Source organism: Actinomadura sp. 6K520, from assembly GCF_004349245.1.
Lineage (GTDB): Bacteria > Actinomycetota > Actinomycetes > Streptosporangiales > Streptosporangiaceae > Spirillospora.
In genome coordinates this window covers 14,745-40,138 of the sequence record NZ_SMLC01000015.1, presented here as the reverse complement: position 1 = coordinate 40,138, position 25,394 = coordinate 14,745, and the positions used below count along the sequence as shown (strand labels likewise).

Here is a 25,394-nt window from a genome sequence, read left to right as displayed (position 1 = left end):
TTGTTTGAAGCTTCGGAGGGTGTTCGGGGGTTTGTACTGGTCTAGGCCGGACTAGACCACAGGATCGAAACTCATGTCAATGCACGAATTCGTAACGACCGGATCACGCCATGTCGACCGTCCGATCGCAGGAACTCCCAGGTCAGAACCGCATCCCGGACGTCCCGTCCGTTTTCCGGCAGGGTGGCGGGGCCCGGTGGCCCGCCGTCACATCGGAGGCGGCCCCCCGGAAGCGCGCGGCACCTGGCGGCGTGGAACGCTCCCCGGCCCGCTGCCGGAATCGTGGCCTCCGACATCTTGCGGCTCCCGCTGATCCGTGGAGTATGGTGCGTACTGGTCTAGTCCGGACTAGACCAGTGGAACCGGACGGAATGACCAGCGATTCGTCGTGTCGCGGAGAGTGCGCGGAGCCATGGCATCACTACTGATCACGGCCACCAACATGATCATTACCCCCGAGGGGGCCCCTACCCGCGTGCTCTCCCCGGGATTCGTCCGCGTGGCGGACGGCGTGATCGCCGAAGCCGGAGCGGGCCCCCCGCCCGGCACCCCCGACGTCGAGCTGACCGAGGGCCTGCTGGCGCCCGGCCTGGTCGACCTTCAGGTGAACGGCTACTTCGGGTACGACATGGTGGACGCCGACGAGGCCGGCTGGCACACCGTCGTCTCCCGCCTTCCCGAGACCGGCGTGACCGCGTTCCTGCCGACCTTCATCACCGCCCCCGTCGAGACGCAGGCCGCGGCGCTCCGCCGCACCCGTGACCTCCTGCCCGGCCTGCCCGCCGGGACGCGCGTCCTCGGCGTCCACATCGAGGGCCCGTTCCTGTCGGAGAAGCGCAAGGGCGCGCACAACCCGCTCCACCTGACCGACCCGGCGCCCGAGGCGATCGCGGCGCTGCTGGAGACGGGGCTGGTCAAGCTGCTCACGCTCGCGCCCGAGCGGAACGGCGCGATGGCGGCGATCCGCACCCTGACCGAGGCGGGGGTCCTGGTCAGCGTCGGGCACAGCGACGCGACCGCCGCGCAGGTCCGCGCCGCGGCCGACGCGGGCGCCCGCAAGGTCACCCACATCTTCAACGCGCAGACCGGCGTCCACCACCGCGACCCCGGTGTGGCCGTGCAGGCGCTCATCGACGACCGGCTGAGCCCCGGCCTGATCCTCGACCTGCACCATGTCGCGCCGGAGGCCGCCGCGCTGGTGTTCCGCGCCGCGCCGGGACGGGTCGTGCTCGTCACCGACGCGGCCGCGTCCGCCGGGATGCCGCCCGGCACCTACGATCTCGGCGGCGAGCCCATCACGATGCCCGAGCAGGGCCCGCCGCTGCGCGCCGACGGCACGATCGCCGGCTCCGGCCTCCGGCTGGACGAGGCGGTCGGCAACGCGGTCGGCGTCGGCGTCGGCATCGCCGCGGCGGTCGACGCCGCGACCCGCGTCCCGGCCGACCTGATCGGCCGGCCCGACCTCGGCCGGATCGCGCCGGGCGCCGCGGCCGACCTCGTCTGGCTGGGCCCGGACCACCGGGCGCTCGCCACCTGGGTCGGCGGGGAGAAAGTCTTCGGAGGGGGATCATGACCAGTCAGATGCGCGCCGAGATCGGCGAGCAGCCGGACGCGCTGGCCCGGACGATCGACGCGCTGCTGCCCCGCCTCCCCGAGCTCGCGGCGCTGGCCGGCGAGACGCGGCAGGTGCTGTTCATCGCCCGCGGCTCGTCCGACAACGCGGCGGTGTACGGGCGCTACCTGGTCGAGTCGCACACCGGGCGGCTGGCCACGCTCGCCGCGCCGTCGATCGCGACCACCTACCGGCGCCGGCTGGACCTGGCCGGTGTGCTGGCCGTGGCGATCAGCCAGTCCGGGAAGACCGCGGAGATCGTCGAGACGCTCGACTGGGCCGCGACCTGCGGCGCCCGGACCGTCGCCGTCACCAACGGCGCCGGCTCCCCGCTCGCCGAGGCCGCCGAGGTCGCGCTGATCACGCGGGCGGGGGACGAGATCGCCGTCCCCGCGACCAAGACCTACACCACCCAGCTCGCCGCGCTGTCGGTGCTCGGGCTGGGGCTCGGCGCGGCCGTGCCCGCGGACGACCTGCGCCGCGTCCCGGACGAGGTCGCCCGGCTGATCGAGCGCACCGAGAAGTCCCCCGCGCTGCCGGAGATCGTCGAGGCGCTGGCGGCGGTCCCCGGGGCCGTGGTGTCCGGGCGCGGCATCGCGTTCGGCACCGCGCTGGAACTCGCGCTGAAGATGAAGGAGGCGTGCTACCTGCACGCCATGGGCCTGTCGTACGCCGACCTGCTGCACGGCCCGATCGCCGTCGTGGACGGGCGGACCCCCGCGCTGCTGGTGGCCGCCGACTCCGGCCCCACGCTCGCCGGCACGGTCGCGCTGGCCGAACGGGTCGAGGGCGCGGGCGGCCGCGCGTACGGCGTCGGCGGCGGCCCCCGGCTGGCGGAGGCGTGCTCGGCCGCGCTGCCCGGCCCGGCGCTGCCCGAATGGACCGCGCCGCTCGGCCTCATCGTCCCCGGCCAGATCATGGTGGAGCACCTGGCGCGCCGGCTCGGCCTCGATCCCGACGTTCCCCGTGGCCTGCACAAGGTCACCCAGACAGACTGAGCCTCGACATCCCTCGCGGCCCCCGGGCCCACCCCGACTAGGAGAAGAACATGGACAAGGCCGAGGCCATCGTCGCCGCCCTGGGCGGCGCCGGCAACATCGTCGAGATCGAGCCGTGCGCCACCCGGCTGCGCACCGAGGTCACCGACGCGGGCAAGGTCGACGAGGCGGCGCTGAAGAGGGCGGGCGCGCACGGCGTCATGCGCAGCGGCACCGTCGTGCAGGTCGTCGTCGGCCCCGAGGCCGACACCATCGCCACCGACATCGAGGACATCCTCGACTGACCCAGGGAGTCCCTCCCATGACCCGAGTCATGTCACCGGTCACCGGCCGGGTCGTCGGCCTGTCCGGCGTCCCGGACCCGGTGTTCGCCCAGGCCATGGTCGGCCCGGGCACCGCCGTCGACCCCGAGCGGGGGCCCGGCCACGCCATCGCCCCCGTCACCGGGAAGATCGTCAAGCTGCACCCGCACGCCTACGTGGTCGTGGACGACGAAGGCCACGGCGTCCTCGTCCACCTCGGCATCGACACCGTCAAGCTGAAGGGCGAGGGCTTCGAGCTCCTCGTCGCCGAGGGGGACGAGGTCACCGCCGGGCAGCCCGTCGTCGGCTGGAACCCGGCCGCGATCGAGGCGGGCGGCCGCTCGCCGATCTGCGCGGTCGTGGCGCTGGACGCCGGCGCCGACGCCCTGTCGGACGTCGTGGAGTCGGGCGAGGTGTCCAAAGGCGGCGAACTGTTCACATGGAGCTGATGCGATGAGATCGACGGCTGGAACCGGGGAGCCGGCCGCATGGCGGTGATCGGACTGGGCGCGGCGGTGTTCGATCTCGACGGCACCCTCATCCACACCGAGCCGCGCAACCGCGCGATGTGGTCGCGGCTGTTCGACGCGCACGGCGTCCCGTACGACGACGCGCTCATCGCGTCGTTCGCGGGGCGCCGTGGGCTGGAGGTGCTCGGCGACCTGGCGCACCTGTTCCCGGGCCGGCCGGTCGAGGAGCTGTTCGAGCAGGTCGTGGCCTATGGCGCACTGCCGGGGATGCCGGCGATCGCGCCGGTCGGCGGCGCGGTCGACCTCGTCCGTTCGCTGGCGGACGCGGGCGTGCCGCTGGCGGTGGTGACGTCCGCGGAGCGCCGGTACGCCGAGGGCCTGCTGGACGGCCTGGGCATCCGCGACCTGCTGGACATCGTGGTGACCGCCGGGGACGTCGGCACCGGCAAGCCGCACCCGGAGGGCTACCTCGCCGCGGCGCGCGATCTGGACGTCCCGCCGGAGGAGGCGGTCGGGTTCGAGGACGCCCCGGCCGGGGTCGCGGCCGTCAAGTCCGCCGGCATGACGTGCGTGGGCGTCAGCACCACGCAGCCGGCGGGGGCGCTGGCCGGGGCCGACCACGTGGTCGCGGACCTCCAGGAAGTGGACGTCGTGCCGGGCCCCGCGCTGCGGCTACGCCGCCTGGCCCGCCGCGCGGACCGGACGCGCGAGAACCGAGACGCGTGAGACGCGTGAGAACTGAACACCGGCAAGAGCTGGAACACGTCAAGAGCCGGAACCCGGCCAGAGCGATGAGGAGTGTGCGGTGAGCGTGCGCAACGTCAAGATCGAGTCGCGGGTGGGGCTGCATGCGCGGCCCGCCGCGCTGTTCGTGCAGACCGCGGCCCAGGCCGCGATGGACGTGACCGTGGCCAGGCGCGGCGGTGACCCGGTGAACGCCAAGAGCATCCTCGCCGTGCTGGGGCTGGACGCCCGGCACGGGGAGGAGGTCACGCTGACCGCGGAGGGCGAGGGCGCGGAGGAGTTGCTCGACAGCCTGGAGAAACTGCTGTCCACCCCGGAGCCCGAGGGAGCCTGAGGTGCCGGACAGCGAGCCCGGGAGGCCGGAGGTGCTGCAGGGCGCGGGCGTCAGCCCCGGCGTCGGAGCCGGGCCGGTCCGCGCCATCGCGGGGGCCGTGCCGGAGCCGCCGGCCGGGTCCCGGCACGGCGGGGACGCCGCCGCCGAGCGCGACACCGCCCTCGCGGCGCTGGAGGCCGTCGCCGCCGACCTGGAGGAGCGCGGCGGCCGTGCCGCGGAGGCCGGCAACACCGCCGGGCGGGACGTGCTGAACGCGCAGGCCATGATGGCCCGCGACCCCGGCCTCGCCGACGGCGTGCGCGCCGGGATCGACGCGGGGGCCGCGGCGGCCCGCGCCGTGTTCGAGGCGTTCGGCGTCTACCGGGAGATGCTGGCCGGCGCCGGGGAGTACCTGGCGGCCCGGGTCAGCGACCTGGACGACATCCGCGACCGCGCGGTCGCGCGGCTGCTCGGCCTGCCGGTGCCGGGCGTTCCGGAGTCGGCCGAGCCGTTCGTCCTGGTCGCCCGGGACCTCGCGCCGGCCGACACCGCCGTCCTCGATCCGGCGCAGGTCGTCGCGTTCGTGACGGAGGAGGGCGGCCCCACCAGCCACACCGCGATCCTGGCCCGGACGATGGGCGTGCCCGCCGTCGTGGCGCTGCCCGGCGCGACGTCCCTCGCCGACGGGACCCGCGTCCTGGTCGACGGCTCGGCGGGGACGGTCCGTCCCGAACCGACCGACGCCGAGGTCGCCGCGGCACGTGCCGCCGCCGCGGCCCGCGCTTCCGCGCTGGAGGAGTCCACCGGACCGGGCGTCACCAAAGACGGGCACAAGGTGCCGCTGCTGGCGAACATCGGCGGCCCGAAGGACGTCGAGGCGGCGCTGGCGCACGGTGCGGAGGGCGTCGGCCTGTACCGCACCGAGTTCCTCTTCCTCGACCGCTCGGCGCCCCCGTCGGACGAGGAGCAGGAGGAGGCGTACCGGAAGGTCCTGGAGTCGTTCCCCGGCGGCCGCGTGGTCGTCCGGACACTCGACGCGGGCGCCGACAAGCCCCTCGGGTTCCTCCCGGCCCCCGGGGAGGAGCCGAACCCCGCGCTGGGCGAGCGCGGCCTGCGGATGATGCGCCGGCACCCCGACGTCCTGGCGGCGCAGCTCGCCGCCCTGGCGCGCGCCGCCGCCGGGCTGACCGCCCGGCTCCAGGTCATGGCCCCGATGGTGACCGACGCCGCCGAGGCCGCCTGGTTCGCCGCGGCGTGCCGCGAGGCCGGCATCCGGCATCCCGGCGTCATGATCGAGGTGCCCGCCGCCGCGCTGCGCGCCCGCGACCTCGCGCCGGAGGTGGAGTTCTTCAGCATCGGCACCAACGACCTCGCGCAGTACGCCTGCGCGGCGGACCGGCAGGTCGGCGGCCTCGCGCGGCTCCAGGACCCGTGGCAGCCCGCGGTGCTCGACCTCGTCGCCCCCGCGGCGGCCGCGGGCGTCCCGTGCGGGGTGTGCGGCGAGGCGGCGGCCGATCCGGCGCTCGCGTGCGTCCTGGTCGGCCTCGGCGTGACGTCGCTGTCGATGAGCGCGCCGACCCTCCCGCTCGTGCGCGCCGCGCTCGCCCGCCACACGCTGGACGAGTGCCGCCAGGCCGCCGCGGCCGCCCGCACCGCCCGGACCCCCGGGCAGGCCCGCGAAGCGGCCGGGAGACACCTGCCCGGCCTGGCCGAGCTGGGGATCTAGCCGGTCACCGGCTAGTCGTAGCCGAGGCCGTGCCCGACCGGCTTCCCGGCCGCGGGCGCCGGGAGCCGGCCCGCCGGGCTCGCCGCGCCGCTCAGCACCTTGGCGAGCGCGCTGACCGAGACGGCCTTGGCCGAGTACGTGGCGAGCGCCGCCGCGGCACCGCCGGCGGAGTCGAGGTCGTAGGGGCGGCCGAGGGCGGCGGCGACGACCGGCTTCGGCCCCAGCGCGCGGATGCGGGCGGCCGTGGCCTGCCCGGCGTTCTCGGTGGTCAGGACGGTGACGTCCGCCGCACCGGGCGCCGCCGTCGCGACGCCGTGGCGGCGCAGCGCGGCGCGGAGCGCCGCGCTCTTCGGGCCGGTGACCGCGACCTTCCTGCCCTTGAGGGGCAGCACGCCGTTCCCGTTGCGGACGAGGGTCACCGAGCGCTCCGCGACCTGGCGGGCGGTGGCCCGGTGCGCGGCCGTGCCGATCGCGCCGGCGGCCTTGGCCGGGTCGGCGGCCGTCCCCTGGAACAGGCCGCGCCGCTGCTTGAGCCGGAGGATGCGGGTGACCGACTCGTCCAGCCGCCGTTCGCTGATCTTCCCGGCGCGGACGGCCGCGAGGACCGCCCGGTAGGCGCGCGGCAGGCTCGGCGGCATCAGCAGCTGGTCGGCGCCCGCGTTGATCGCCCGGACCGGGACCTGCGCGTCGCCGTACTTCTGCCGCACCCCCGCCATCTCCAGCGAGTCCGTGGTGATCACGCCCTGGTAGCCGAGCCTGTCGCGCAGCAGCCCGGTGAGGACCGTCTTGGAGAGCGTGGCCGGGTCGCCCGACCGGTCGAGCTTGGGCATCACGATGTGCGCCGTCATGATCATGTCGACGCCCGTGTCGACCGCCGCCCGGAACGGCGGCGCGTCCAGCCGCTCCCACTGCTCGCGGGTGTGCGTGATCACGGGCAGGCCGGTGTGGCTGTCGGTGGCGGTGTCGCCGTGCCCCGGGAAGTGCTTGGCGGTGGCCGCGATCCCGGCGGACTGGTAGCCGCCGACCGCGCCGGCGACCATCTTCGCCACCAGGGCCGGGTCGGCGCCGAACGACCGCGGCCCGATCACCGGGTTGCGCGGGTTCACGTTGACGTCGGCGTCCGGGGCGTAGTCGAGGTTGATCCCCACGGCGCGCAGCTCCCGGCCGGTGACCTGGGCGGCGGCGTGCGCCTGCGCGGGGTCGCCGGTCGCGCCGAGCGCCATGTTGCCGGGGAACCGGGTGACGAACGGGGTGCGCGAGACGATGCCCTGCTCCTCGTCCACGCCGAGCAGCAGCGGGATCTTCGACGCCTTCTGCAGCGCGTTCGACTGCGCGGCCGTCCGCGCCGGGGTGGAGATGTTGCCGGGGAAGTAGATCAGCCCGCCGACGCGGTACTTCCGGATCTTCTCGACGGCGTCGGCGCGGCTGGAGAACGTGGGGACGAACAGCTGGCCGACCTTGTCGGCCACGCTCATCTTCGCGACGTGGCCGGGGATCCAGGCGTCCGGCGCCGGCGTCGGCTTCGCGGGTGCGGAGGACGCGCCGGACGGGGCGGACGACGCCCGTCCGCCCTTGCCGCTCTCGCCTCCGCCGCAGCCCGCGACCATCATCATGGCCAGCGCCGCCGCCGCGAACGCGCGTGGAGGTGATGCACGCACCCGACCAGGCCCCCCGGCATGGCTCGCTTCCTCGGTCGCATCGGTCGTCGCGACGTTATGCGCTCCCCGCGCCGCTGTCGAACCGATCAGCGGACGGCTCCCGCCGCAGCGGTGGTCCCACCGGTCACGCGGCCATCGCGGACGCTCCCGGTGCCCCGCCGCCACCCTGGTAACACCCCCGATCACGATGGACCCCGGATCGCAGCGGATCGCGGATCTGGCGGGGTCCATCGCGATGGCCCCGGACGGCTTCGGTGCCGTCTGCCTTGCGGGGCCGGCCGGGCCGGATCGAGTGGCCTGGCCGGGACCGGCGGGCCGGGGAGGGCGGCTCAGCCGGGCAGTGCGTGGCCGAGGCGGCGCAGTGCCATCCCGGCCGCGCCGACGGCTCCGTCGCCGGCGCAGCGCGGTGCCGCCCGGAAGCGGTCGCGCAGCCCGGTGCGGACGGCGTCGGCGACGGGTCCCTCGCGCAGCACCGAGCCGTGCATCACGACCGGTGCGGCGGGGTCGGACAGGGCCGGGCGCACCGCGTCCACGTCGCGGAGCAGCCACTGCGCGGCCTCTTCGGTGATGCGCCGGGCCACCGGATCACCGGCGGCCGCGGCGGCGGCGACGACCGGGCCGAGCCGGCCCAGGGCCGCGGGAGGACGGCCGTACACCTCCTTGATGATCGCCTGCGCGAGCCGTGGATTGAGCGGGGTGCGGGTCATCTCGGAGTGCGCCGCCGGGGCGGGGACCATCGCGTGTCCCGGCGGCCCCAGATGGGCGGGCGACCCGCGTCCCGGCGGGCCGTGCGCGCCGGGCGGACCGTGCGGGCCGGAGGAGCGGTCGGCGGACTGGGAGCAGGGCCCGTTCCCGGGCGGTGGACCAGGGGCGTCGGGGTCCAGCACGGCGGTGCCCGTGCCGCTGGAGTGGAGGCGACCGCCCATGGTGCCCGGACCGCAGTCGGGTCCGAGCGCACCGCCCCCGCCGGGGGAGCCGCCCCCCGAGGAGAGCGTGGCGGCCTGGGAGAGGACGGAGGCGCCCGGGGAGGACGAACCGGCCCCGGCCAGGGTCAGCGCCCTGGGATGGCGGGGTCGTCGCCTGTCCGAGTCGATCTCCGCGACCACGGTGGCGCCGAGCAGGGCCCGGGGAACCGAATCGGTGAGCAGCGTCGGGGAGCCGCGGCCGTCGTAGGCGGCGAGCGCGGCCCGGACGGCCTCCTTCCCCAGCCATACCGCCGAACCCTCGTCCCCGACGAGCCAGCCGTAGCCGTCGGCGCGCTGCACGATCGTCCCGTCGCTGATGACCGCCGCGCCGGCGCCCGTGCCGGAGAACACAACGATGCCCTTGGGTTCGTTGGTCCCCGCGGCGAACGCCACCGCGATATCGGTCACCACCGCGGGTGAGCCGCGCAGGCCGACCGCCTGCCATGCCTGCCGCGCCGCCGTCACGGCGGCGGGCCGGCCGGCCGAGCCCGCACCGGCGATCCCGAAGACGCCGGTGAGGATGTGGGTTCGGTCCAGGTCCCCGATGGCCTCCCGCAGGGCGGTGGTCAACGCGCCTGCGGTGTCGCCTCCGGAGTTGGGGTTGGCCCCGGGGCCGGTGCCGGAACCGGCCAGGGCGCCCCCCAGCGTCAGTACGACGCAGCGGGTCTTCGTGCCACCCGCGTCGATACCGACCACGTAAGGACCGGCCAAATGGGTCAACACATGGCGACCGTAGCCTTTTCTACCGTTGACGTGACATCCTGCACGTAAGAAAATTTCCATCATGAGGAAACCCATCGGCTCCGAACGGAGCCCCGAGCAGCGCCCCGAGCGGGGGACCATGGGGGAGCCCGGCGCGCCACAGGACGAGGCGGCCGCCCGGCAGGGCGACCGGGACGCCACGCCGCTGAGCACCGTGGTCCGGGTCCGGTCGCTGCTGCCCTCCCTGCCCCCCGCCGAACGGCGCGTCGCGCAGCGCGTCATCGACGACCCCGAAGGGGTCGCCAACTCCACCATCACCGAGCTCGCCCAGGCCTGCGGCACGTCGGAGACCACGGTCATCAGGTTCTGCCGGGCGATCGGATTCCACGGCTACCCGGAGCTGCGGCTGACCCTCGCCACCGAGGCGGGCCGGGCGCAGAGCGCCACCGGCGGCCGGGTCATCGGCAGCGACATCAGTCCCGACGACTCCCTTGAGCAGATCGTCGAGAAGGTGACCTTCGCCGACGCCCGTGCCGTCGAGGAGACCGCCGCCCAGCTCGACATCAAGATGCTCGAACAGGTCGTGGACGCGGTCGTCGCCGCGGAGCGGGTCGACGTCTACGGCGTCGGCGCCAGCGCGTTCGTCGCGGCCGACTTCCAGCAGAAGCTCCACCGCATCGGACGCGTCTGCTCCGCCTGGGCGGACGCCCACATCATGCTGACCAGCGCCGCGGTGCTGGGCAGCGGCGACGTGGCGATCGGGATCTCCCACACGGGCGCGACGGTGGAGACCATCGACGCCCTGGAGGTCGCCCGGAGCAGGGGCGCCAAGACCGTGGCGCTCACCAACTTCCCCAAGTCCCCCATCGCGGACGCGGCGGATCTGATCCTCACGACGGCGGCACGGGAGACGACCTTCCGCTCCGGCGCGACCGCGAGCCGGCTGGCGCAGCTCACGGTGGTCGACTGCCTGTTCGTCGGAGTCGCGCAGCGTACCTACGGGCCGACCCGCAAGGCCCTGGAAGCCACCTTCGAGGCGGTCCGCGGACGGACCGTGCGACCCGACCGGAGGCGTCGGTGATCGATTGCGAGCTCCCCACGGAGGGACGCAACCCCCGGACCCTCGACGTCGACACGCTGCCGACACTGGAGGTGCTGCACCTGATCAACACCGAGGACGCGACCGTGCCGATGGTCGTGGCGTCCGTCCTGCCGGAGGTCGCCCGGCTGGTCGACCTGTCGGTCGACTCGCTGCGGGCGGGCGGGCGCGTCCACTACTTCGGCGCCGGCACGTCGGGCCGGCTCGCGGTGATCGACGCCGCCGAGCTGCCGCCGACGTTCGGCATCTGGGGCCGCGTCGTGGCGCACCACGCGGGCGGGCCGGGCGCCCTGTCGCAGGCGATCTCCGACGTCGAGGACGACGCCGAGCTCGGCCGCCGGGACGCGCACGACGTGCAGCCGGGCGACGTCGCCATCGGCATCGCGGCGAGCGGGCGCACGCCCTACGTGGTGGGGGCACTGCGCGCCGCCGCCGCGGTGGGCGCCCGCACCGCGCTGATCAGCTGCAATCCGCACACGCCGTACGGGGACGAGGTGGAGGTGCACATCGGCCTCGCCACCGGACCGGAGGTGATCAGCGGCTCCACCCGGATGAAGGCCGGCACCGCGACCAAGCTGGTGCTCAACTCCTTCTCCACCACGCTGATGATCAGGATGGGGCGCACCTACTCCAACCTGATGATCAGCGTGAACGCGCTCAACTCCAAGCTGCGCGCCCGGCTGGTGCGCATCCTCACCGAGGCGACGGGGATGGACTCCCGCACCTGCGAGAACGCGCTGGCGGAGGCGGGGGGGAACACCCGCGTCGCACTGGTCTCGCTGCTCGGCGAGGTGCCCGCGGCACGCGCGACCGTGGTGCTGGAGGAGACCGAGGGCGGCGTCCGGGAGGCGCTGCAGCGGCTGAGATCCGCCTGACCGGGCGGATCCGCGTCAGCGAACGGACCGGTGCGCGGCGGCGCGAGCGCCGCCGGACCGGACGGGACGGCCCGGCGGGGGAGACGCCGGCCGATGGGGGGTCCGTGGTCACGCGATCGCCGCCGGCGCCGATCGTGTGATCACGGACGTGAACCGGGTGCGCTTGGTACGGGCCGGCGGGCCGCCCCGGTAGAACAAGATTCGGGAATTGGCCGGGAATCGCCTACGATCGGGCCGTGTCCGACGAAGCATCCCCCGCCGTCAAGGCCGTGATCACCGACTGGGGCGGCGTCCTGACCTCCCCGCTCGCCGACGCGATCGACGTCTGGCTCGCCGCCGACCGCATCGACGTCCAGCACTACAAGCGCGTCATGCGGGCCTGGGTGAAGCAGGCGTACGACGGCGCCGGCACCAACCCCATCCACGGGCTGGAGGACGGCTCGCTGGCCGTCGACGAGTTCGAGCGGCTCCTCGCCGCCGAACTGCTCACCGTGGACGGCGGGCCCGTGGCGGCCGCCGGGCTGATCGCCCGCATGTTCGGCTCGTTCAGCCCCGTCCAGCCGATGTACGACGCGCTGCGCGCCGCCCGCGCCTACGGGACCCGCACCGCGCTGCTGTCGAACTCCTGGGGCAACGAGTACCCCCACGACCTGTTCGCCGACCTCTTCGACGCCGTCGTCATCTCCAGCGAGGTCGGGATGCGCAAGCCCGACGAGCGGATCTTCCGGCACGCCCTGGAGCTGCTCGGCACGGACCCCGCCGAGTGCGTCTTCATCGACGACATCGAGCACAACATCCGCGCCGCCGAGCGGCTCGGCATCCGCGGCATCCACCACACCTCGCCCGACACCACCATCGCCGAACTGCGCGCCCTCGGCCTGCTGGCCTGACCGTCTGGCAGACTGGCTGACCGTCATGCGCGTCTACCTGCCGTCCACGCTCACGCTCCTCGCCGGCGTCCACGCCGCGAAGGAGATCGGCCCCGCGCCGCTCACCGCCCACGCCGTCACGCCCGCGCTGCGCGAGTGGTACGCGGGCGGCGACCTGGAGGAACTGGAGTACGCGGCGATGTCCGCCGCCGCCCGCGCCTCCCTGCGGCTGCTCGCCGCCGACCCGTCCGTCCCGCGCCGCCGCGTGGTGCTCGCCGCGGAGGTGCCCGACGACCTGGTCGGCTGGGCCCGCGGCGACGCCGGAGTGGGCGGCGGCGACCGGGCGCTGGTCGAGGTGTCCGCCGCCGTCCCCTGGAGGTGGATCGCCTCCGGGCACGTGGACGACGCGGACGCCGCCGCCGACATCGCCGCCGCCGCACAGGCCGTCCCGGCCGCCGACGCGGGCGACGACGACGCCGTCTTCACCGTGGACGGCGCCGACGGCCACGAACTCCTCTGGTATGCCACCCAGGAACTCCCGCACCTCCTCGACTGACCCCACCGGAACGCGGCAAATCGTGCGAGGCGGTATTTCGCGGCGCGTGGGCGGGTAGGTCCCCGGCAGGTCGACAACGCCGTCGGATTCGCAGGGAGCCGCGAGATGGACGCCGTCAGCACGGTGCCGGAACCGAGGAACGAGCCGGTCAGGAGCCACGCCCCGGGCAGCCCCGAACGGGCCGCCCTGGAGGCCAGGATCAAGGAGCTCGGCGGCGAGCAGACCGAGCTCACCATGACGATCGGGGGCGAGCGGCGGATGGGCGCCGGCACGCCGATCGCCGTCGTCGAACCGCACAACCACCGGCACGTCCTCGGCCGGATGGGCAACGCCACCGAGCCCGACGTCGCCGAGGCGGTCTCCGCGGCACGGGAGGCGGCGCCCGGGTGGCGGGCGATGGCGTTCGAGGACCGCGCCGCGATCTTCCTGCGCGCCGCCGACCTGCTCGCCGGGCCGTGGCGCGCCACGATCAACGCCGCCACGGTCCTCGGCCAGTCGAAGTCCGTGCAGCAGGCCGAGATCGACGCCGCCTGCGAGCTGATCGACTTCCTGCGGTTCAACGTCCGCTACGCGGAGCAGATCCACGAGATCCAGCCGCTGTCGCCCCCGGGCGTGTGGAACCGGCTGGAGTACCGGCCGCTGGAGGGCTTCGTCCTCGCCATCACCCCGTTCAACTTCACCGCGATCGCCGGGAACCTGCCGACGGCGCCCGCGCTGATGGGCAACGTCGTGGTGTGGAAGCCGTCCCCGACCCAGCAGCTCGCCGCGCACCACACGATGCGGCTGCTGGAGGCCGCCGGGCTCCCGCCCGGCGTGATCAACATGGTCACCGGGGACGGGCGGGCCGTCTCCAACGTCGCGCTGCGCCACCCCGACCTCGCCGGGCTGCACTTCACCGGCTCGGTCGCGACGTTCCAGCACCTGTGGCGGACGATCGGGGAGAACATCTCCGGCTACCGGGGCTACCCGCGGATCGTCGGCGAGACCGGCGGCAAGGACTTCGTCGTCGCGCACCCGTCCGCCGACCCGGCGGTGCTGAAGACGGCCCTCGTCCGCGGCGCCTTCGAGTACCAGGGGCAGAAGTGCTCCGCCGCGTCCCGCGCCTACATACCCCGCCCCCTCTGGGACGCGATCCGCGACGACTTCGTCGCCGAGACCGAGTCGCTCACCATGGGCGACGTCGCCGAGGACCTGTCGCTGTTCATGGGCGCGGTCATCGACGAGCGCGCGTTCGCCAAGCACCGCGCGGCGATCGAGCGGGCGCGCGGCATCGCCGCCATGCGGATCCTCGCCGGCGGCGAGCTGGACGACTCGCGGGGCTACTTCGTCAAGCCGACGATCCTGGAGTCGTCCGACCCGGACGACGAGATCTTCACCAAGGAGTACTTCGGCCCGATCCTCGGCGTGCACGTCTACGACGAAGGCGACTACGACACCGTCCTGCACCGGATGGAGGGCGCGTCCGAGTACGGCCTGACCGGCGCGATCATCGCCGAGGACCGCGCCGCGATCGCCGCCGCCACCGACGCGCTCCGCTTCGCCGCCGGGAACTTCTACGTCAACGACAAGCCGACCGGGTCGATCGTCGGGCAGCAGCCGTTCGGCGGCGCCCGCCAGTCCGGCACCAACGACAAGGCCGGCTCGGTGTTCAACCTCACCCGCTGGACGAGCGTCCGCTCCATCAAGGAGACGTTCGTCCCGCCGACCGACCACCGCTACCCCCACATGGACACCTGACCGCGAGCACGCCCCGACCGCGCCCGGACGGTTGCGGAGAGTGCCCGGCAGGCCGGACGATAAGCTCGCCTCGCCGCCCCCGGCGGGGCGGGCCGGTGCCGGGGCGCCGCCCTCCTCGTCCAACCGACCGCGCATGGGAACGGGATGTCGACGCTGAACCGTCTGGTGCTGTGGAACATCGATCACACGCTGGTCGACGTCGGGCGGGTCACCCGGGACGCCTACGCCGAGGCGTTCCAGCGGACCATCGGGCGCCCCCTCGTCCGCCTTCCGCCCACCCCCGGCCGCACCGAGTCCGAGATCATCTTCGAGACCCTCGCGTTCAACGACGTCGTCACCACCGACGACCACCTCGCCGCGTTCTTCGCCGCCCTCACCGAGGCGTTCGCGAGCCGCCGCGCCGGCCTGCGCGAGCACGGCCGCGTCCTGGCCGGCGCCCGCGAGGCCGTCGAGGCGCTCGCCCACGTCCCCGGGGTCGTCCAGTCGGTCCTGACCGGCTCCCTGCAGCCGAACGCCGTGCTGAAGGTGTCCGAGCTGGGCCTCGCGGGACACCTCGACCTGGCCGCCGGCGGGTACGAGAACGGCGTCTACAGCAAGGCCGCCCTGCTGGAGCTCGCCCGCGCCCGCGCCGGCGAACGCCACGGCGCCCGCTACCCCGAGTCCGCCACCGTCTACATCGCCGACTCGCCCCGCGACGTCCAGGCCGCCCACATCGCGGGCTCCCCGATCATCGCCGTCGCCACCGGCAGCGCCACCGCGGCCGAACTCCGCGCCGCCGGCGCCGAACGCGTGCTGTCCACCCTCGCCGACACGAACGCCGTCGTCAGCGCGGTCGCCGAGCTCACCCGGATCTGACCCGCGGCCGATCCGTACCGGACCCGTCCCGCGCCCGGCCATGTGGGGGCGGGGGATGGCCGCGGACGCGCGTATGTGAGGATTCGGGATTGCCCGTGGCCAGGTCTGTGACCTGCGATGGGTCGTGGAGCCGATGGGAGATCGGCACGCGGATTCCGAAGTTGCGCGACCTGCCGCGCGGGGCCGATATTGAGGTTGGCCGCGCGCAGCCGGCGCGTCGGGGAGGGAGAGAGATGACCCGTGAGGTGGCTGAGGGTTCGGCGCTGTGGCGGCCCTCGGAGGAGGTCGTCGCGAACGCGCGGGTGACCCGCTTCGTCCACTGGCTGTGGGACCGGGGCATCCTCACGGAGACCTACGACGACCTGTGGCGCTGGTCCGTCACGGAGGTCGACGCGTTCTGGGACGCGATCTGGTCCTACTTCGAGGTCGTCGGCGAGCGCGGCGACGGCCCCGTCCGGACGGGCGGGCCCATGCCGGTGGACGGCCTGACCTGGTTCCCCGGCGCGACCGTCAACTACGCGGCGAACGCGCTGCGCCGCGCCGGGCAGGCCCCCGACGACACCGCGGTGATCTTCCGCTCCGAGGCGGGCGGGCACCGCGTGCTGTCCTACCGGGAGCTGGCCCTGCACGTGGCGGAGGTACGCGCGGGCCTGACCGAGCTGGGGGTGGGCAAGGGCGACCGGGTCGCCGCCTACCTCCCGAACATCCCCGAGGCGCTCGTCTGCTTCCTGGCCGCGGCGTCGCTGGGCGCGATCTGGTCCTCGTGCTCCCCGGACTTCGGATCCTCCTCGGTGATCGACCGGTTCGCCCAGATCGAACCGAAGGTCCTGATCGCGGTCGACGGTTACGCCTACAACGGCAAGCGGTTCGACCGGCGCGAGATCGTCGGCGAGATCGAGGCCGCGCTCCCCACCCTGGCCGCCACCGTCCTGATCCCCTACCTCGACCCGGCCGCGACCCCCGACGGCCTGCGCGCGGGCATGCCCTACGCGGACCTGGCCCGTCCCGGCGGCGGCGCCCTGGAGTTCGAGGACGTCCCGTTCGACCATCCCCTGTGGGTCGTCTACTCGTCCGGCACGACCGGGCTGCCGAAGCCGATCGTGCACGGGCACGGCGGCATCGTCCTCGAACACCTCAAGGCCCTGACGTTCCACCAGGACCTCGGCCCGGAGGACGTCTTCTTCTGGTACACCACCACCGGCTGGATGATGTGGAACTACCTCATCGGCGGCCTGCTGGTGGGCTCCACCATCGTCATGTATGACGGCGCCCCCCTCGACCTGTGGACGCTCGCCGCGGACAACGGCGTCACCTATCTGGGGGTGGGCGCTCCCTACATCACGGCCTCGGCCAAGGAGGGGCGCCGCCCCGGTGAGGAGCACGACCTGTCGGGCCTGCGCGGTATCGGCTCCACCGGCTCCCCGCTCCCGCCCGAGGGCTTCGCCTGGGTCTACGACGCGGTCGGCGAGGACCTCCTGCTCGGCTCGTTCTCCGGCGGCACCGACCTGTGCACCGGCTTCGTCGGCCCGTCGCCCCTCCTGCCGCTGCGCGCCGGCGTCATCCAGTGCCGCGGGCTGGGCGCCAAGGTGGAGGCGTTCGGTGACACCGGCCAACCGGTCGTGGACGAGGTCGGCGAGCTGGTCATCACCGAGCCCATGCCGTCCATGCCGGTGTTCTTCTGGAACGACGAGGGCGGCGAGCGCTACCGCGAGTCCTACTTCGACATGTACCCCGGCGTGTGGCGCCACGGCGACTGGGTCAAGATCCTTCCGGACGGCGGCTGCGTCATCTACGGCCGCTCCGACTCCACGCTCAACCGCGGCGGCATCCGCATGGGCACGTCCGACTTCTACCGCGTCGTCGAGGCGTTCGAGGAGATCGCCGACAGCCTCGTCATCGACACCGGCCGCCTCGGCCAGGAGGGCCGCCTCCTGCTCTACGTCCAGCTCGCCGAGGGCGCCGGCCTGGACGACGACCTGCTGGGCAGGCTGAAGCGGGAGATCCGCTCGGCCCTGTCGCCCCGCCACGTCCCGGACGAGATCCACGCCGTCCCCGGCATCCCCCGCACCCTGTCGGGCAAGAAGCTGGAGGTCCCCGTCCGCAAGATCCTCCAGGGCACCCCGGTCGACAAGGCCGCCAACCGCGACTCCATGGCCAACCCCGAGATCCTCCCCCACTTCACCCCGTAGGGGCTGCTCCGTCCAGGGCTTCCACCCGAGAGCGCCTGCATTCAGCGGGTGCGGGAACGGGCGTAGGCGAGGATGTCGCGGCGGCGGTAGAGGCGGCGGACGCGGCCGCCGCCGAGGGGCTCGACCTTCGCCGGTTCGGGCCAGCCGGCGGGGGGCCGCTTCGGGTAGACGGTGACGCTCGTCTGGGCCAGGCCGAGGATGCGGGCGGCGTCGGCGAGGGTGACGAGGTCGTCCGGGCCGTCCTCGGGCGGGCGCTCCTCGTAGGCGGTGTACCAGGCCGTCCAGGCGGCTTCGTCCCAGTACAGGGCCTTGCCCGCGCGGTGCGCGACGTCCGGGTGGCCGTTCGACGCGCGGTCCGCCCAGAGTTGCTTGAGGCGGTGGCGGCTCAGGTTGTGGCGGGCCGCCAGCTCGTCGCGGGTGACCAGGCCGGGCGGCACGCCACCGGACCGGTGCGCGGCGTACCAGCGGTCCCAGGCTTCGGCGTCCCAGGCGAGCTGGGAGCCGACCGTCCCGGCCGCCTCCGGGTGGCCGTTGGCCGCCCGCTCGCGGAACCACTTCTCCAGGGTGCTGCGTCCGAGCCCGTGCGCGTCCATGAGCTCCGCCCGGGTGTAGACGCGGCGGCCGTCGAGGATCGTCATGGTTTCAAGTTTCGCCTGTGTGACACGTTAGGCGGCTGTATCGCCGGGGCATGTGACAGGTTTATGGTTGGTCCCCCCGGGCCAATCGTGTACCAACGGAAGCGGTGGGTCAGATCGCGCCGTATTCACGCAGGACCGGGTGAACTTCCCATGGGCCTCGCGCGTCACACAGTCGAGGGTGATCCGGGTCCACGGGGGGCCCGTCGATCAAGAGAGGGACGGTTCCACGCATGGAGGTTGGGGCGCTGCGGTCTGGAGACCCGGATCGGCTCGGTCCGTACGCCCTGATCGGCCGGGTCGGCGAGGGCGGCCAGGGGACGGTCTACCTGGGCACGGACGAGGGCGGCCGGCAGGTCGCGATCAAGCTGCTGCACTCGGAGCTGACGTCCGACGACAAGGCGCGCGCCCGGTTCCTCCGGGAGCTGGAGGTCGCCAAGCAGGTCGCGCCCTTCTGCACCGCCCAGGTCATCGACGCGGACGCGACCGGCGACCGGCCCTACATCGTCAGTGAGTACGTCCGCGGCCCGTCGCTGAACCAGCAGGTGCTGGAGGGGGGTCCGCTCGGCGGCGCCGTGCTCGACCGGCTCGCCGTCGGCACCGCGACGGCGCTGTCCGCGATCCACCAGGCGAAGATCGTCCACCGTGACTTCAAGCCGCACAACGTGCTGCTCGGCCCGGACGGCCCGCGGGTCATCGACTTCGGGGTGGCGCGGGCCATCAGCGGCGGCACCACGCTCACCAGCCGTGTGATCGGCACCCCGTCCTACATGTCGCCCGAGCAGATCGCCGGCGACGAGGTCGGCACCCCGTCGGACGTGTTCTGCTGGGCGGCCACCCTGGTGTTCGCGGCGACGGGCGAGCCGCCCTTCGGCCAGGACTCCATCCCCGCCGTCATCAACCGGATCCTGCACGAGGAACCCGAGCTCGGCGGCCTGCACGGGCCGCTGCGCGAGCTGGTGCTCGACTGCCTGGAGAAGGACCCCGCGGACCGGCCGGGCGCGCGGCAGGTGCTGATGCGGCTGCTCGGCCACGAGGAGAGCTCGCGGACCGCCGTCGACGCGGCCCCCGCACGGGCGTCCGGCGGCACCGACGAGACCGCGATGCTCGCCGCCGGTTCCGTCCGCGCCGCCGAGATCGGCGGCGAGGACGAGGTCTTCGAGCCCGACCCGGTGTTCGGCGACGACCCCGTCTTCGACGACGATTCGGCCTACGACGACGAGCCCGTCTTCCGGGACCCGGAGGCCCCGGCCGCGGCGGTCGCCTTCCACGGTGCCGGAGCGGACGACGACCCCGCCGCGACCGAGGCGAAGGGCCTGGAGCCCGGTCTTCTCCCGACGCCCGCCGAATGGTCGGCCGACGACACGCTGCCGCCCGCACTCGCCGGCGGCAAGGGCGGCGGGGGCGGGCGCGGGCTCCGGGAGACGCTCGCCGGCTCGACCCGCTCGGCCGTGCTCGCCGGCGCCGCCGCGCTGTTCGTGGCGATCGTGGTGATCTCGTCCGTCCTCGCGCTCAGCTCCGGCGACAGCGGCAAGGCGGGGCAGAAGGTCAGCGACCCGAGCGCCCCGCCCGCGCCGACCGACGTCGTGCCCAGCACGTCGGCGCCGTCCACCAGCGAGGAGCCCGTCCAGCAGCAGCCGGTCACCCCCTCCTACACCCCGTCGCCCGGCAGCGAGAGCCCGTCCGCGAGCCCGTCGCCGTCCGGCAGCCCCACCCCCAGCAACTCGGCGCCGACCACGCCGCCGCCCGGGTCGACACCGCCGCCCAGCACCGGGACACCGCCGACCGACCCCGAGGATCCGCCGACCGACCCCGAGGAGCCACCGGGCGGCGGCTCGGGAGACGACCCCGGCACCGGCGGCCAGGGCGGCACCGGCTGACGCCCCCGGGCGCCGCCCCGCCGGTCAGTTTCGGCCATCCCTCCCGGGTGACCGCGTACCGCCTGGCAGGGTGGGACAGGCCACGTTGACCTCGCGGCCGGGCAGGTCGGCTTTGCGGCGATTCCTGGTTACGCTGGCGCGTGAGCGTCGCCACAACGGGGTGGCGAACGGTCTCTAGGGGAGTTGTTGATGGGCGGCATGCTCGATTCGGCGAAGGACGACCTGCTCCGGCGGGCCGCGGAGACGTGCGCGCAGCGCCCGGGCCCGCGCGGCGGAGACGTGGAGGAGACCTTCGCCTTCCTCCGGCTCTACTACCGGCACGTTGCCCGCGAGGATCTGGCGACCAGGGACCCGGCCGACATCTGCGGTCCCGCGCTGGCGCACCGGACGCTCGGCGAGGAACGCCCCCAGGGGCGCGCCAAGGTCCGCGTCTTCACCCCGACGCTGGAGGAGTACGGCTGGGACCCGGGGCACACGGTCGTCCAGGTCGTCACCGACGACATGCCGTTCCTCGTCGACTCGGTGACGATGGAGCTGTCCCGGCACCAGCTCGCCACCCACCTCATCGTCCACCCGCTCCTCGGCGTGGACCGCGACGTCGCCGGCCACCTGAAGGCGTTCCGCGGCAAGCTAGACAGCGGCACCGACGTCGACGAGTCGTGGATCCACATCGAGCTCGACCGCACCAGCGACCGGGCCGTCCTGGACGGGCTGGAGCGGGACCTGCTGCGCGTCCTGCAGGACGTCCGGGTCGCCGTCGAGGACGAGCCGAAGATGCGGGCCAGGGCAGGGGAGATCGCCGCCGCCATCGAGCAGGACCCGCCGCCGCTGCCCGCCAAGGAGCTCGCCGAGGGCGTCGAGCTCCTCGACTGGCTCGCGGACGGCCACTTCACCTTCCTCGGCTACCGCGACTACACGCTCACCGACGACGGGACCGCGCTGCGGCCCGAGCCCGGCACCGGCCTCGGCATCCTGCGCGGCGACACGCGCGAGTCCGGCAGCTTCGCCGCGCTTCCGCCCGAGGTGCGGGAGAAGGCGACCGAGAAGCACCTGCTCGTGCTCACCAAGGCGAACTCGCGGTCCACCGTCCACCGCCCCCTGTACCTCGACTACATCGGGGTGAAGAAGTTCGGCGCGTCCGGCGAGGTCACCGGCGAGCGGCGGTTCCTCGGCCTGTTCACCCACGTCGCCTACAGCGCGTCGATCGCGCACGTCCCCGTGCTGAAGCGCAAGCTGGACGAGGTGCTGGAACTCGCCGGGTTCACCCCCGACAGCTACGACGGCCAGGACCTCATCGAGATCCTGGAGAGCTACCCGCGCGACGAGCTGTTCCAGATCTCCGTCGACGACCTGCTGCACATCGCGCTCGGCGTGCTCCGCCTGCGCGAGCGCCGCCAGCTGCGGCTGTTCCTGCGCAAGGACCTGTACGGCCGCTACATGTCCTGCATGGTGTACCTGCCGCGCGACCGGTACACCACCAAGGTGCGGCTGCGCATCCAGGAACTGCTGAAGGAGGCGTTCGAGGGCGTCAGCGTCGACTACAGCGCGAACGTCACCGAGTCGATGCTGGCGCGGCTGCACGTCGTCGTCCGCGGCGAGCGCGGCCGTCCGCTGCCCGACGTGGACGTCGCCGACCTGGAGGAGCGCCTGGCCGCCGCCACCCGGTCCTGGGCGGACGACCTCGCCGACGCGATCCTCGAACAGTGCGGCGAGGAACGTTCCGGAACCCTCGGCCGCCGGTACGGGGACGCCTTCCCCGAGGGGTACAAGGCCGACTTCCCGGCCCGCACCGCGGTGGCCGACCTGCGCCGCCTCGAAGCGCTCGGCGACGACACCGCCACCTCGATCAACCTGTACGAACCGTACAGCGCCGAGCCGGGCGAACGGCGCATGAAGATCTACCGGCTGGGCGAGCCGATCTCGCTGTCGCAGATGCTGCCGCTGCTGCACAACATGGGCGTCGAGCTGATCGACGAGCGGCCGTACGAGATCGTCACCGCCGAGGGGCGGCGGTTCTGGATCTACGACCTCGGCCTGCGGTACGCGCCGCCCGCCGACGTCCCCGAGGACGCCGTGAAGGGCCTCTTCCAGGAGGCGTTCACCCGGCTGTGGCGCGGCGAGATCGAGAACGACGGCTTCAACGCCCTCGTCCTGCACGTCGGGCTCCACTGGTGGCAGGCCATGATCCTGCGCGCCTACGCCCTGTACCTGCGGCAGACCGGCACCACGTTCTCGAAGCGCTACGTCGAGCAGGTGCTGCTGCGCAACGCGTCCCTCACCCGGCTGATCATGCGGCTCTGGGAGAGCCGCCTCGACCCCGCGATCGCGGGCGGCGAGGAGGAGCGCAGCGCCGGCATCACCGAGGAGATCCGGGGCAGGCTCGACGAGGTCGCCAGCCTCGACGAGGACCGCATCCTCCGCGCCTACCTGGCGCTCGTCCAGGCCACCCTGCGCACCAACTACTACCAGGGCAAGCCGTACCTGGCGCTGAAGTTCGACCCGCAGGCCATCCCGGACCTGCCGGAGCCCAGGCCCACCTACGAGATCTTCGTGTACTCGCCGGAGGTCGAGGGCGTGCACCTGCGGTTCGGGTCGGTGGCGCGCGGCGGGCTGCGCTGGTCCGACCGGCGCGAGGACTTCCGCACCGAGATCCTCGGCCTGGTCAAGGCGCAGGCCGTGAAGAACACCGTGATCGTCCCGGCCGGCGCGAAGGGCGGTTTCGTCGGCAAGCAGCTCCCCGACCCGTCCGTGGACCGGGAGGCGTGGCAGCGGGCCGGCATCGCCTGCTACAAGGACTTCATCTCCGGCCTGCTCGACCTGACCGACAACCTCGTGGACGGCAAGGTCGTCCCGCCCCCGAACGTCGTCCGTCACGACGGCGACGACACCTACCTGGTCGTCGCCGCCGACAAGGGGACCGCGACGTTCTCCGACCTCGCCAACGAGGTCGCCGCGGAGTACGGCTTCTGGCTCGGCGACGCGTTCGCGTCCGGCGGCTCCGTCGGCTACGACCACAAGGGAATGGGCATCACCGCCCGCGGCGCCTGGGAGTCGGTCAAGTACCACTTCCGCTCCCTCGGCACCGACGTCCAGCGGGAGGACTTCACCGCCGTCGGCATCGGCGACATGTCCGGGGACGTCTTCGGCAACGGGATGCTCCTCTCCGAGCACACCAGGCTCGTCGCGGCGTTCGACCACCGGCACGTCTTCGTCGACCCCGACCCGGACCCGGCGACGTCGTTCGCCGAGCGCCGCCGGCTGTTCGAGCTGCCGCGCAGCAGCTGGGCCGACTACGACACCTCGCTGATCTCCAAGGGCGGCGGCGTGTTCCCCCGCACCGCCAAGTCGATCGCGGTGACCCCGGAGATGACCGAGGCGCTCGGTCTCGACGACGGGGTGAAGACCCTCACCCCGCACGAGCTGATCAGGGCCGTCCTCACGGCGCCGGTCGACCTGCTGTGGAACGGCGGCATCGGCACCTACGTGAAGTCGTCCATGGAGAGCAACGCCGACGTCGGCGACAAGGGCAACGACCCCGTCCGGGTCGACGGCGCGGACCTGCGCTGCCGCGTGGTCGGCGAGGGCGGCAACCTCGGCGTGACGCAGCTCGGCCGCATCGAGTACGCCCGCGGCGGCGGCCGCGTCAACACCGACTTCATCGACAACTCCGCCGGTGTCGACACGTCCGACCACGAGGTCAACATCAAGATCCTGCTCGACCAGGTGGTGCGGGACGGCGAGCTGACCGGCAAGCAGCGTGACAACCTGCTGTACGAAATGACCGACGAGGTCGGGCGGCTCGTCCTGCGCGACAACTACGCGCAGAACGTGGTGCTCGCCGCGTCCCGCGCGCAGGCCCCGGCGATGCTGCACATCCACGCCCGGTACCTGCGCAAGCTCGAACGGGACGGCCGGCTCCAGCGGAGCCTGGAGTTCCTGCCGGACGACAAGGCGCTCGCCGAGCGGCGGCAGTCCGGCCTCGGGCTCACCGGTCCCGAGTTCGCCGTGCTGCTGGCCTACGCCAAGCTCACCCTCGACCACGACCTCGCCGAGTCCGACCTGGCCGACGACCCGTACCTGGAGTCCTGGCTGGTCGACTACTTCCCGACGCCGCTGCGCGCCCGGTTCCGGGCCTACATGGACCGGCACCCGCTGCGCCGCGAGATCATCACGACCGCCGTGGTGAACGACCTGGTCAACGCCAGCGGCTCCACGTTCGTGTTCCGGATGAACGAGGAGACCGGCGCGTCGTCGTCCGACATCGCCCGCGCCTACCTCGTCGCCCGCGACGTGTTCGACATGCCGCGGTTCCGGCAGTCGGTGGAGGCCCTGCAGCACCAGGTCACCGAGTCCACGCAGATCGCGATGCTGCTGGAGGCCCGCAAGCTCACCGAACGCGGCGCCCGCTGGCTGCTGCACAACCGGCGGCCCCCGTTCGACATCTACGAGACGATCGACTTCTTCGCCGGCGGCGCGGCCGCGCTGCACGCCCACGTGTCGAAGCTGCTGGTCGGACTGGACCTCGCCGCGTTCGAGCAGCGCCGCGACGGCTTCGCGGAACTGGGCGTGCCGGACGAACTGGCCGAGCAGTGCGCCTCGTTCGTGCCCGCCTTCTCCACCTTCGACCTGGTCGGCATCGCCCACGAGACGGGCCGTCCCGTCGAGGAGGCCGCCGAGGTCTACTTCGACCTCGCCGACCGGCTGCAGCTTTCCCGCCTGCGGGAACGGATCATCGCGCTGCCGCGCGACGACAAGTGGCGCTCGATGGCCCGCTCCGCGCTCCGCGACGACCTGTACACGGCGCACGCCGCGCTCACCCAGGACGTCCTGGTCACCAGCGCCCCCGGCCTGCACCCCGACGAGCGCATGCTCCACTGGGCGGAGAAGAACAAGCCCGCGCTCCAGCGCGCCCAGCAGACGCTCAGCGAGATATGGGAGAGCGACAGCTTCGACCTCGCGACCCTGTCGGTGGCCCTCGGCGCCATCCGCACCCTGGTGACCGCCAGCTCGCTGTAGTTTTTTTGCAGCGCCCTTGGCGTCAGGCGCTAGAGCGCCTTCCTTCGGCGGGCACTGCGTGCGATCGCTGCATCGCTCCGGCTCGCCTAGCGGCTCGCTGCGCGATCAGGTTTCTCGCAGGCTCGGAACCTGCCTTCGGACGCGATCGCGGACGTTGGGGTCGTCGCGTGGCCGGTGTGCTGGCTGATGTGGT

General features: G+C 73.5%; 19 protein-coding genes. 16 read left to right on the top strand and 3 right to left on the bottom strand.

Features of this window, described 5'->3' with window-relative positions; all coding sequences use genetic code 11:
• Window positions 1-412 precede the first annotated feature (412 nt).
• The 7 genes from nagA to ptsP all read left to right on the top strand — a co-directional run bounded on the left by nagA (window position 413) and on the right by ptsP (window position 6,165).
• Entirely contained in the window at window positions 413-1,573 is a 1,161-nt protein-coding gene (nagA, locus tag E1289_RS06590) for an N-acetylglucosamine-6-phosphate deacetylase (protein ID WP_131976351.1), read from the top strand.
• Entirely contained in the window at window positions 1,570-2,610 is a 1,041-nt protein-coding gene (locus E1289_RS06585; protein ID WP_131976349.1) for an SIS domain-containing protein, read from the top strand. Before nagA ends, E1289_RS06585 begins: the two co-directional genes overlap by 4 nt.
• A 50-nt stretch (window positions 2,611-2,660) precedes the next feature.
• Window positions 2,661-2,894 carry a PTS glucose/sucrose transporter subunit IIB gene (locus E1289_RS06580; protein WP_131976347.1) on the top strand — a complete coding sequence of 78 codons (234 nt, stop codon included), beginning with the start codon at window positions 2,661-2,663 and terminating at the stop codon, window positions 2,892-2,894.
• A gap of 17 nt (window positions 2,895-2,911) precedes the next feature.
• Window positions 2,912-3,361: a PTS glucose transporter subunit IIA gene (locus E1289_RS06575; protein WP_131976345.1), complete on the top strand. Its 450-nt coding sequence runs from the start codon at window positions 2,912-2,914 to the stop codon at window positions 3,359-3,361.
• Window positions 3,362-3,400: 39 nt separating this feature from the next.
• Window positions 3,401-4,108, top strand: coding sequence for an HAD family phosphatase (locus tag E1289_RS06570; protein ID WP_131976343.1), 708 nt, complete (start codon window positions 3,401-3,403; stop codon window positions 4,106-4,108).
• Window positions 4,109-4,187: 79 nt separating this feature from the next.
• Entirely contained in the window at window positions 4,188-4,460 is a 273-nt protein-coding gene (locus tag E1289_RS06565; protein ID WP_131976341.1) for an HPr family phosphocarrier protein, read from the top strand.
• A gap of 1 nt (window position 4,461) precedes the next feature.
• Window positions 4,462-6,165 carry a phosphoenolpyruvate--protein phosphotransferase gene (gene ptsP, locus E1289_RS06560; protein WP_207928824.1) on the top strand — a complete coding sequence of 568 codons (1,704 nt, stop codon included), beginning with the start codon at window positions 4,462-4,464 and terminating at the stop codon, window positions 6,163-6,165.
• 11 nt (window positions 6,166-6,176) lie between these two features.
• Here ptsP and E1289_RS06555 read toward each other — a convergent pair whose 3' ends face one another.
• Both E1289_RS06555 and E1289_RS06550 read right to left on the bottom strand, forming a co-directional pair.
• Window positions 6,177-7,823 (bottom strand): glycoside hydrolase family 3 protein, encoded by a 1,647-nt coding sequence (locus E1289_RS06555; RefSeq protein ID WP_243712653.1) that lies wholly within the window; start codon window positions 7,821-7,823, stop codon window positions 6,177-6,179.
• A 329-nt stretch (window positions 7,824-8,152) separates the two neighbouring features.
• Window positions 8,153-9,511 carry a BadF/BadG/BcrA/BcrD ATPase family protein gene (locus tag E1289_RS06550; RefSeq protein ID WP_243712652.1) on the bottom strand — a complete coding sequence of 453 codons (1,359 nt, stop codon included), beginning with the start codon at window positions 9,509-9,511 and terminating at the stop codon, window positions 8,153-8,155.
• A gap of 118 nt (window positions 9,512-9,629) precedes the next feature.
• Between E1289_RS06550 and E1289_RS06545 the strand changes: the two genes are divergently transcribed.
• From E1289_RS06545 to E1289_RS06515, 7 genes are all read left to right on the top strand, one after another.
• Entirely contained in the window at window positions 9,630-10,571 is a 942-nt protein-coding gene (locus E1289_RS06545; RefSeq protein ID WP_207928826.1) for a MurR/RpiR family transcriptional regulator, read from the top strand.
• Window positions 10,568-11,464, top strand: coding sequence for an N-acetylmuramic acid 6-phosphate etherase (locus tag E1289_RS06540; protein ID WP_131976339.1), 897 nt, complete (start codon window positions 10,568-10,570; stop codon window positions 11,462-11,464). The genes E1289_RS06545 and E1289_RS06540 overlap by 4 nt, the downstream gene beginning before the upstream one ends.
• A gap of 236 nt (window positions 11,465-11,700) precedes the next feature.
• Window positions 11,701-12,354 carry an HAD family phosphatase gene (locus tag E1289_RS06535; protein ID WP_243712651.1) on the top strand — a complete coding sequence of 218 codons (654 nt, stop codon included), beginning with the start codon at window positions 11,701-11,703 and terminating at the stop codon, window positions 12,352-12,354.
• A gap of 25 nt (window positions 12,355-12,379) precedes the next feature.
• Window positions 12,380-12,889 (top strand): hypothetical protein, encoded by a 510-nt coding sequence (locus E1289_RS06530; protein WP_131976337.1) that lies wholly within the window; start codon window positions 12,380-12,382, stop codon window positions 12,887-12,889.
• A gap of 105 nt (window positions 12,890-12,994) precedes the next feature.
• A complete protein-coding gene (gene pruA, locus E1289_RS06525) occupies window positions 12,995-14,626 on the top strand; it encodes an L-glutamate gamma-semialdehyde dehydrogenase (protein ID WP_131976335.1) in 1,632 nt (543 codons plus the stop codon).
• 144 nt (window positions 14,627-14,770) lie between these two features.
• Entirely contained in the window at window positions 14,771-15,481 is a 711-nt protein-coding gene (locus E1289_RS06520; protein WP_131976333.1) for a haloacid dehalogenase-like hydrolase, read from the top strand.
• A 233-nt stretch (window positions 15,482-15,714) separates the two neighbouring features.
• A complete protein-coding gene (locus E1289_RS06515; protein WP_131976331.1) occupies window positions 15,715-17,670 on the top strand; it encodes an acetoacetate--CoA ligase in 1,956 nt (651 codons plus the stop codon).
• Between the two features lie 41 nt (window positions 17,671-17,711).
• Here E1289_RS06515 and E1289_RS06510 read toward each other — a convergent pair whose 3' ends face one another.
• The gene (locus tag E1289_RS06510; protein WP_131976329.1) at window positions 17,712-18,308 is read right to left on the bottom strand and encodes a hypothetical protein; all 597 of its coding nucleotides are present in this window, start codon (window positions 18,306-18,308) and stop codon (window positions 17,712-17,714) included.
• A 230-nt stretch (window positions 18,309-18,538) separates the two neighbouring features.
• On the opposite strand from E1289_RS06510, the gene E1289_RS06505 reads away from it, so the two are divergent.
• Window positions 18,539-20,185 carry a serine/threonine-protein kinase gene (locus E1289_RS06505; RefSeq protein ID WP_131976327.1) on the top strand — a complete coding sequence of 549 codons (1,647 nt, stop codon included), beginning with the start codon at window positions 18,539-18,541 and terminating at the stop codon, window positions 20,183-20,185.
• Between the two features lie 189 nt (window positions 20,186-20,374).
• Entirely contained in the window at window positions 20,375-25,201 is a 4,827-nt protein-coding gene (locus tag E1289_RS06500) for an NAD-glutamate dehydrogenase (RefSeq protein ID WP_131976325.1), read from the top strand.
• The last annotated feature ends 193 nt before the right edge of the window (window positions 25,202-25,394 follow it).

Bases quoted from the DNA above. Each gene is read 5' to 3' on its own strand.
- nagA (WP_131976351.1), top strand. From the start codon at position 413: ATGGCATCACTACTGATCACGGCCACCAACATGATCATTACCCCCGAG.
- E1289_RS06530 (WP_131976337.1), top strand. From the start codon at position 12,380: ATGCGCGTCTACCTGCCGTCCACGCTCACGCTCCTCGCCGGCGTCCAC.
- E1289_RS06585 (WP_131976349.1), top strand. From the start codon at position 1,570: ATGACCAGTCAGATGCGCGCCGAGATCGGCGAGCAGCCGGACGCGCTG.
- E1289_RS06575 (WP_131976345.1), top strand. From the start codon at position 2,912: ATGACCCGAGTCATGTCACCGGTCACCGGCCGGGTCGTCGGCCTGTCC.
- E1289_RS06515 (WP_131976331.1), top strand. From the start codon at position 15,715: ATGACCCGTGAGGTGGCTGAGGGTTCGGCGCTGTGGCGGCCCTCGGAG.
- pruA (WP_131976335.1), top strand. From the start codon at position 12,995: ATGGACGCCGTCAGCACGGTGCCGGAACCGAGGAACGAGCCGGTCAGG.
- E1289_RS06520 (WP_131976333.1), top strand. From the start codon at position 14,771: ATGTCGACGCTGAACCGTCTGGTGCTGTGGAACATCGATCACACGCTG.
- E1289_RS06570 (WP_131976343.1), top strand. From the start codon at position 3,401: ATGGCGGTGATCGGACTGGGCGCGGCGGTGTTCGATCTCGACGGCACC.
- E1289_RS06545 (WP_207928826.1), top strand. From the start codon at position 9,630: ATGGGGGAGCCCGGCGCGCCACAGGACGAGGCGGCCGCCCGGCAGGGC.
- E1289_RS06500 (WP_131976325.1), top strand. From the start codon at position 20,375: ATGGGCGGCATGCTCGATTCGGCGAAGGACGACCTGCTCCGGCGGGCC.
- E1289_RS06505 (WP_131976327.1), top strand. From the start codon at position 18,539: ATGGAGGTTGGGGCGCTGCGGTCTGGAGACCCGGATCGGCTCGGTCCG.
- E1289_RS06580 (WP_131976347.1), top strand. From the start codon at position 2,661: ATGGACAAGGCCGAGGCCATCGTCGCCGCCCTGGGCGGCGCCGGCAAC.
- E1289_RS06510 (WP_131976329.1), bottom strand. From the start codon at position 18,308: ATGACGATCCTCGACGGCCGCCGCGTCTACACCCGGGCGGAGCTCATG.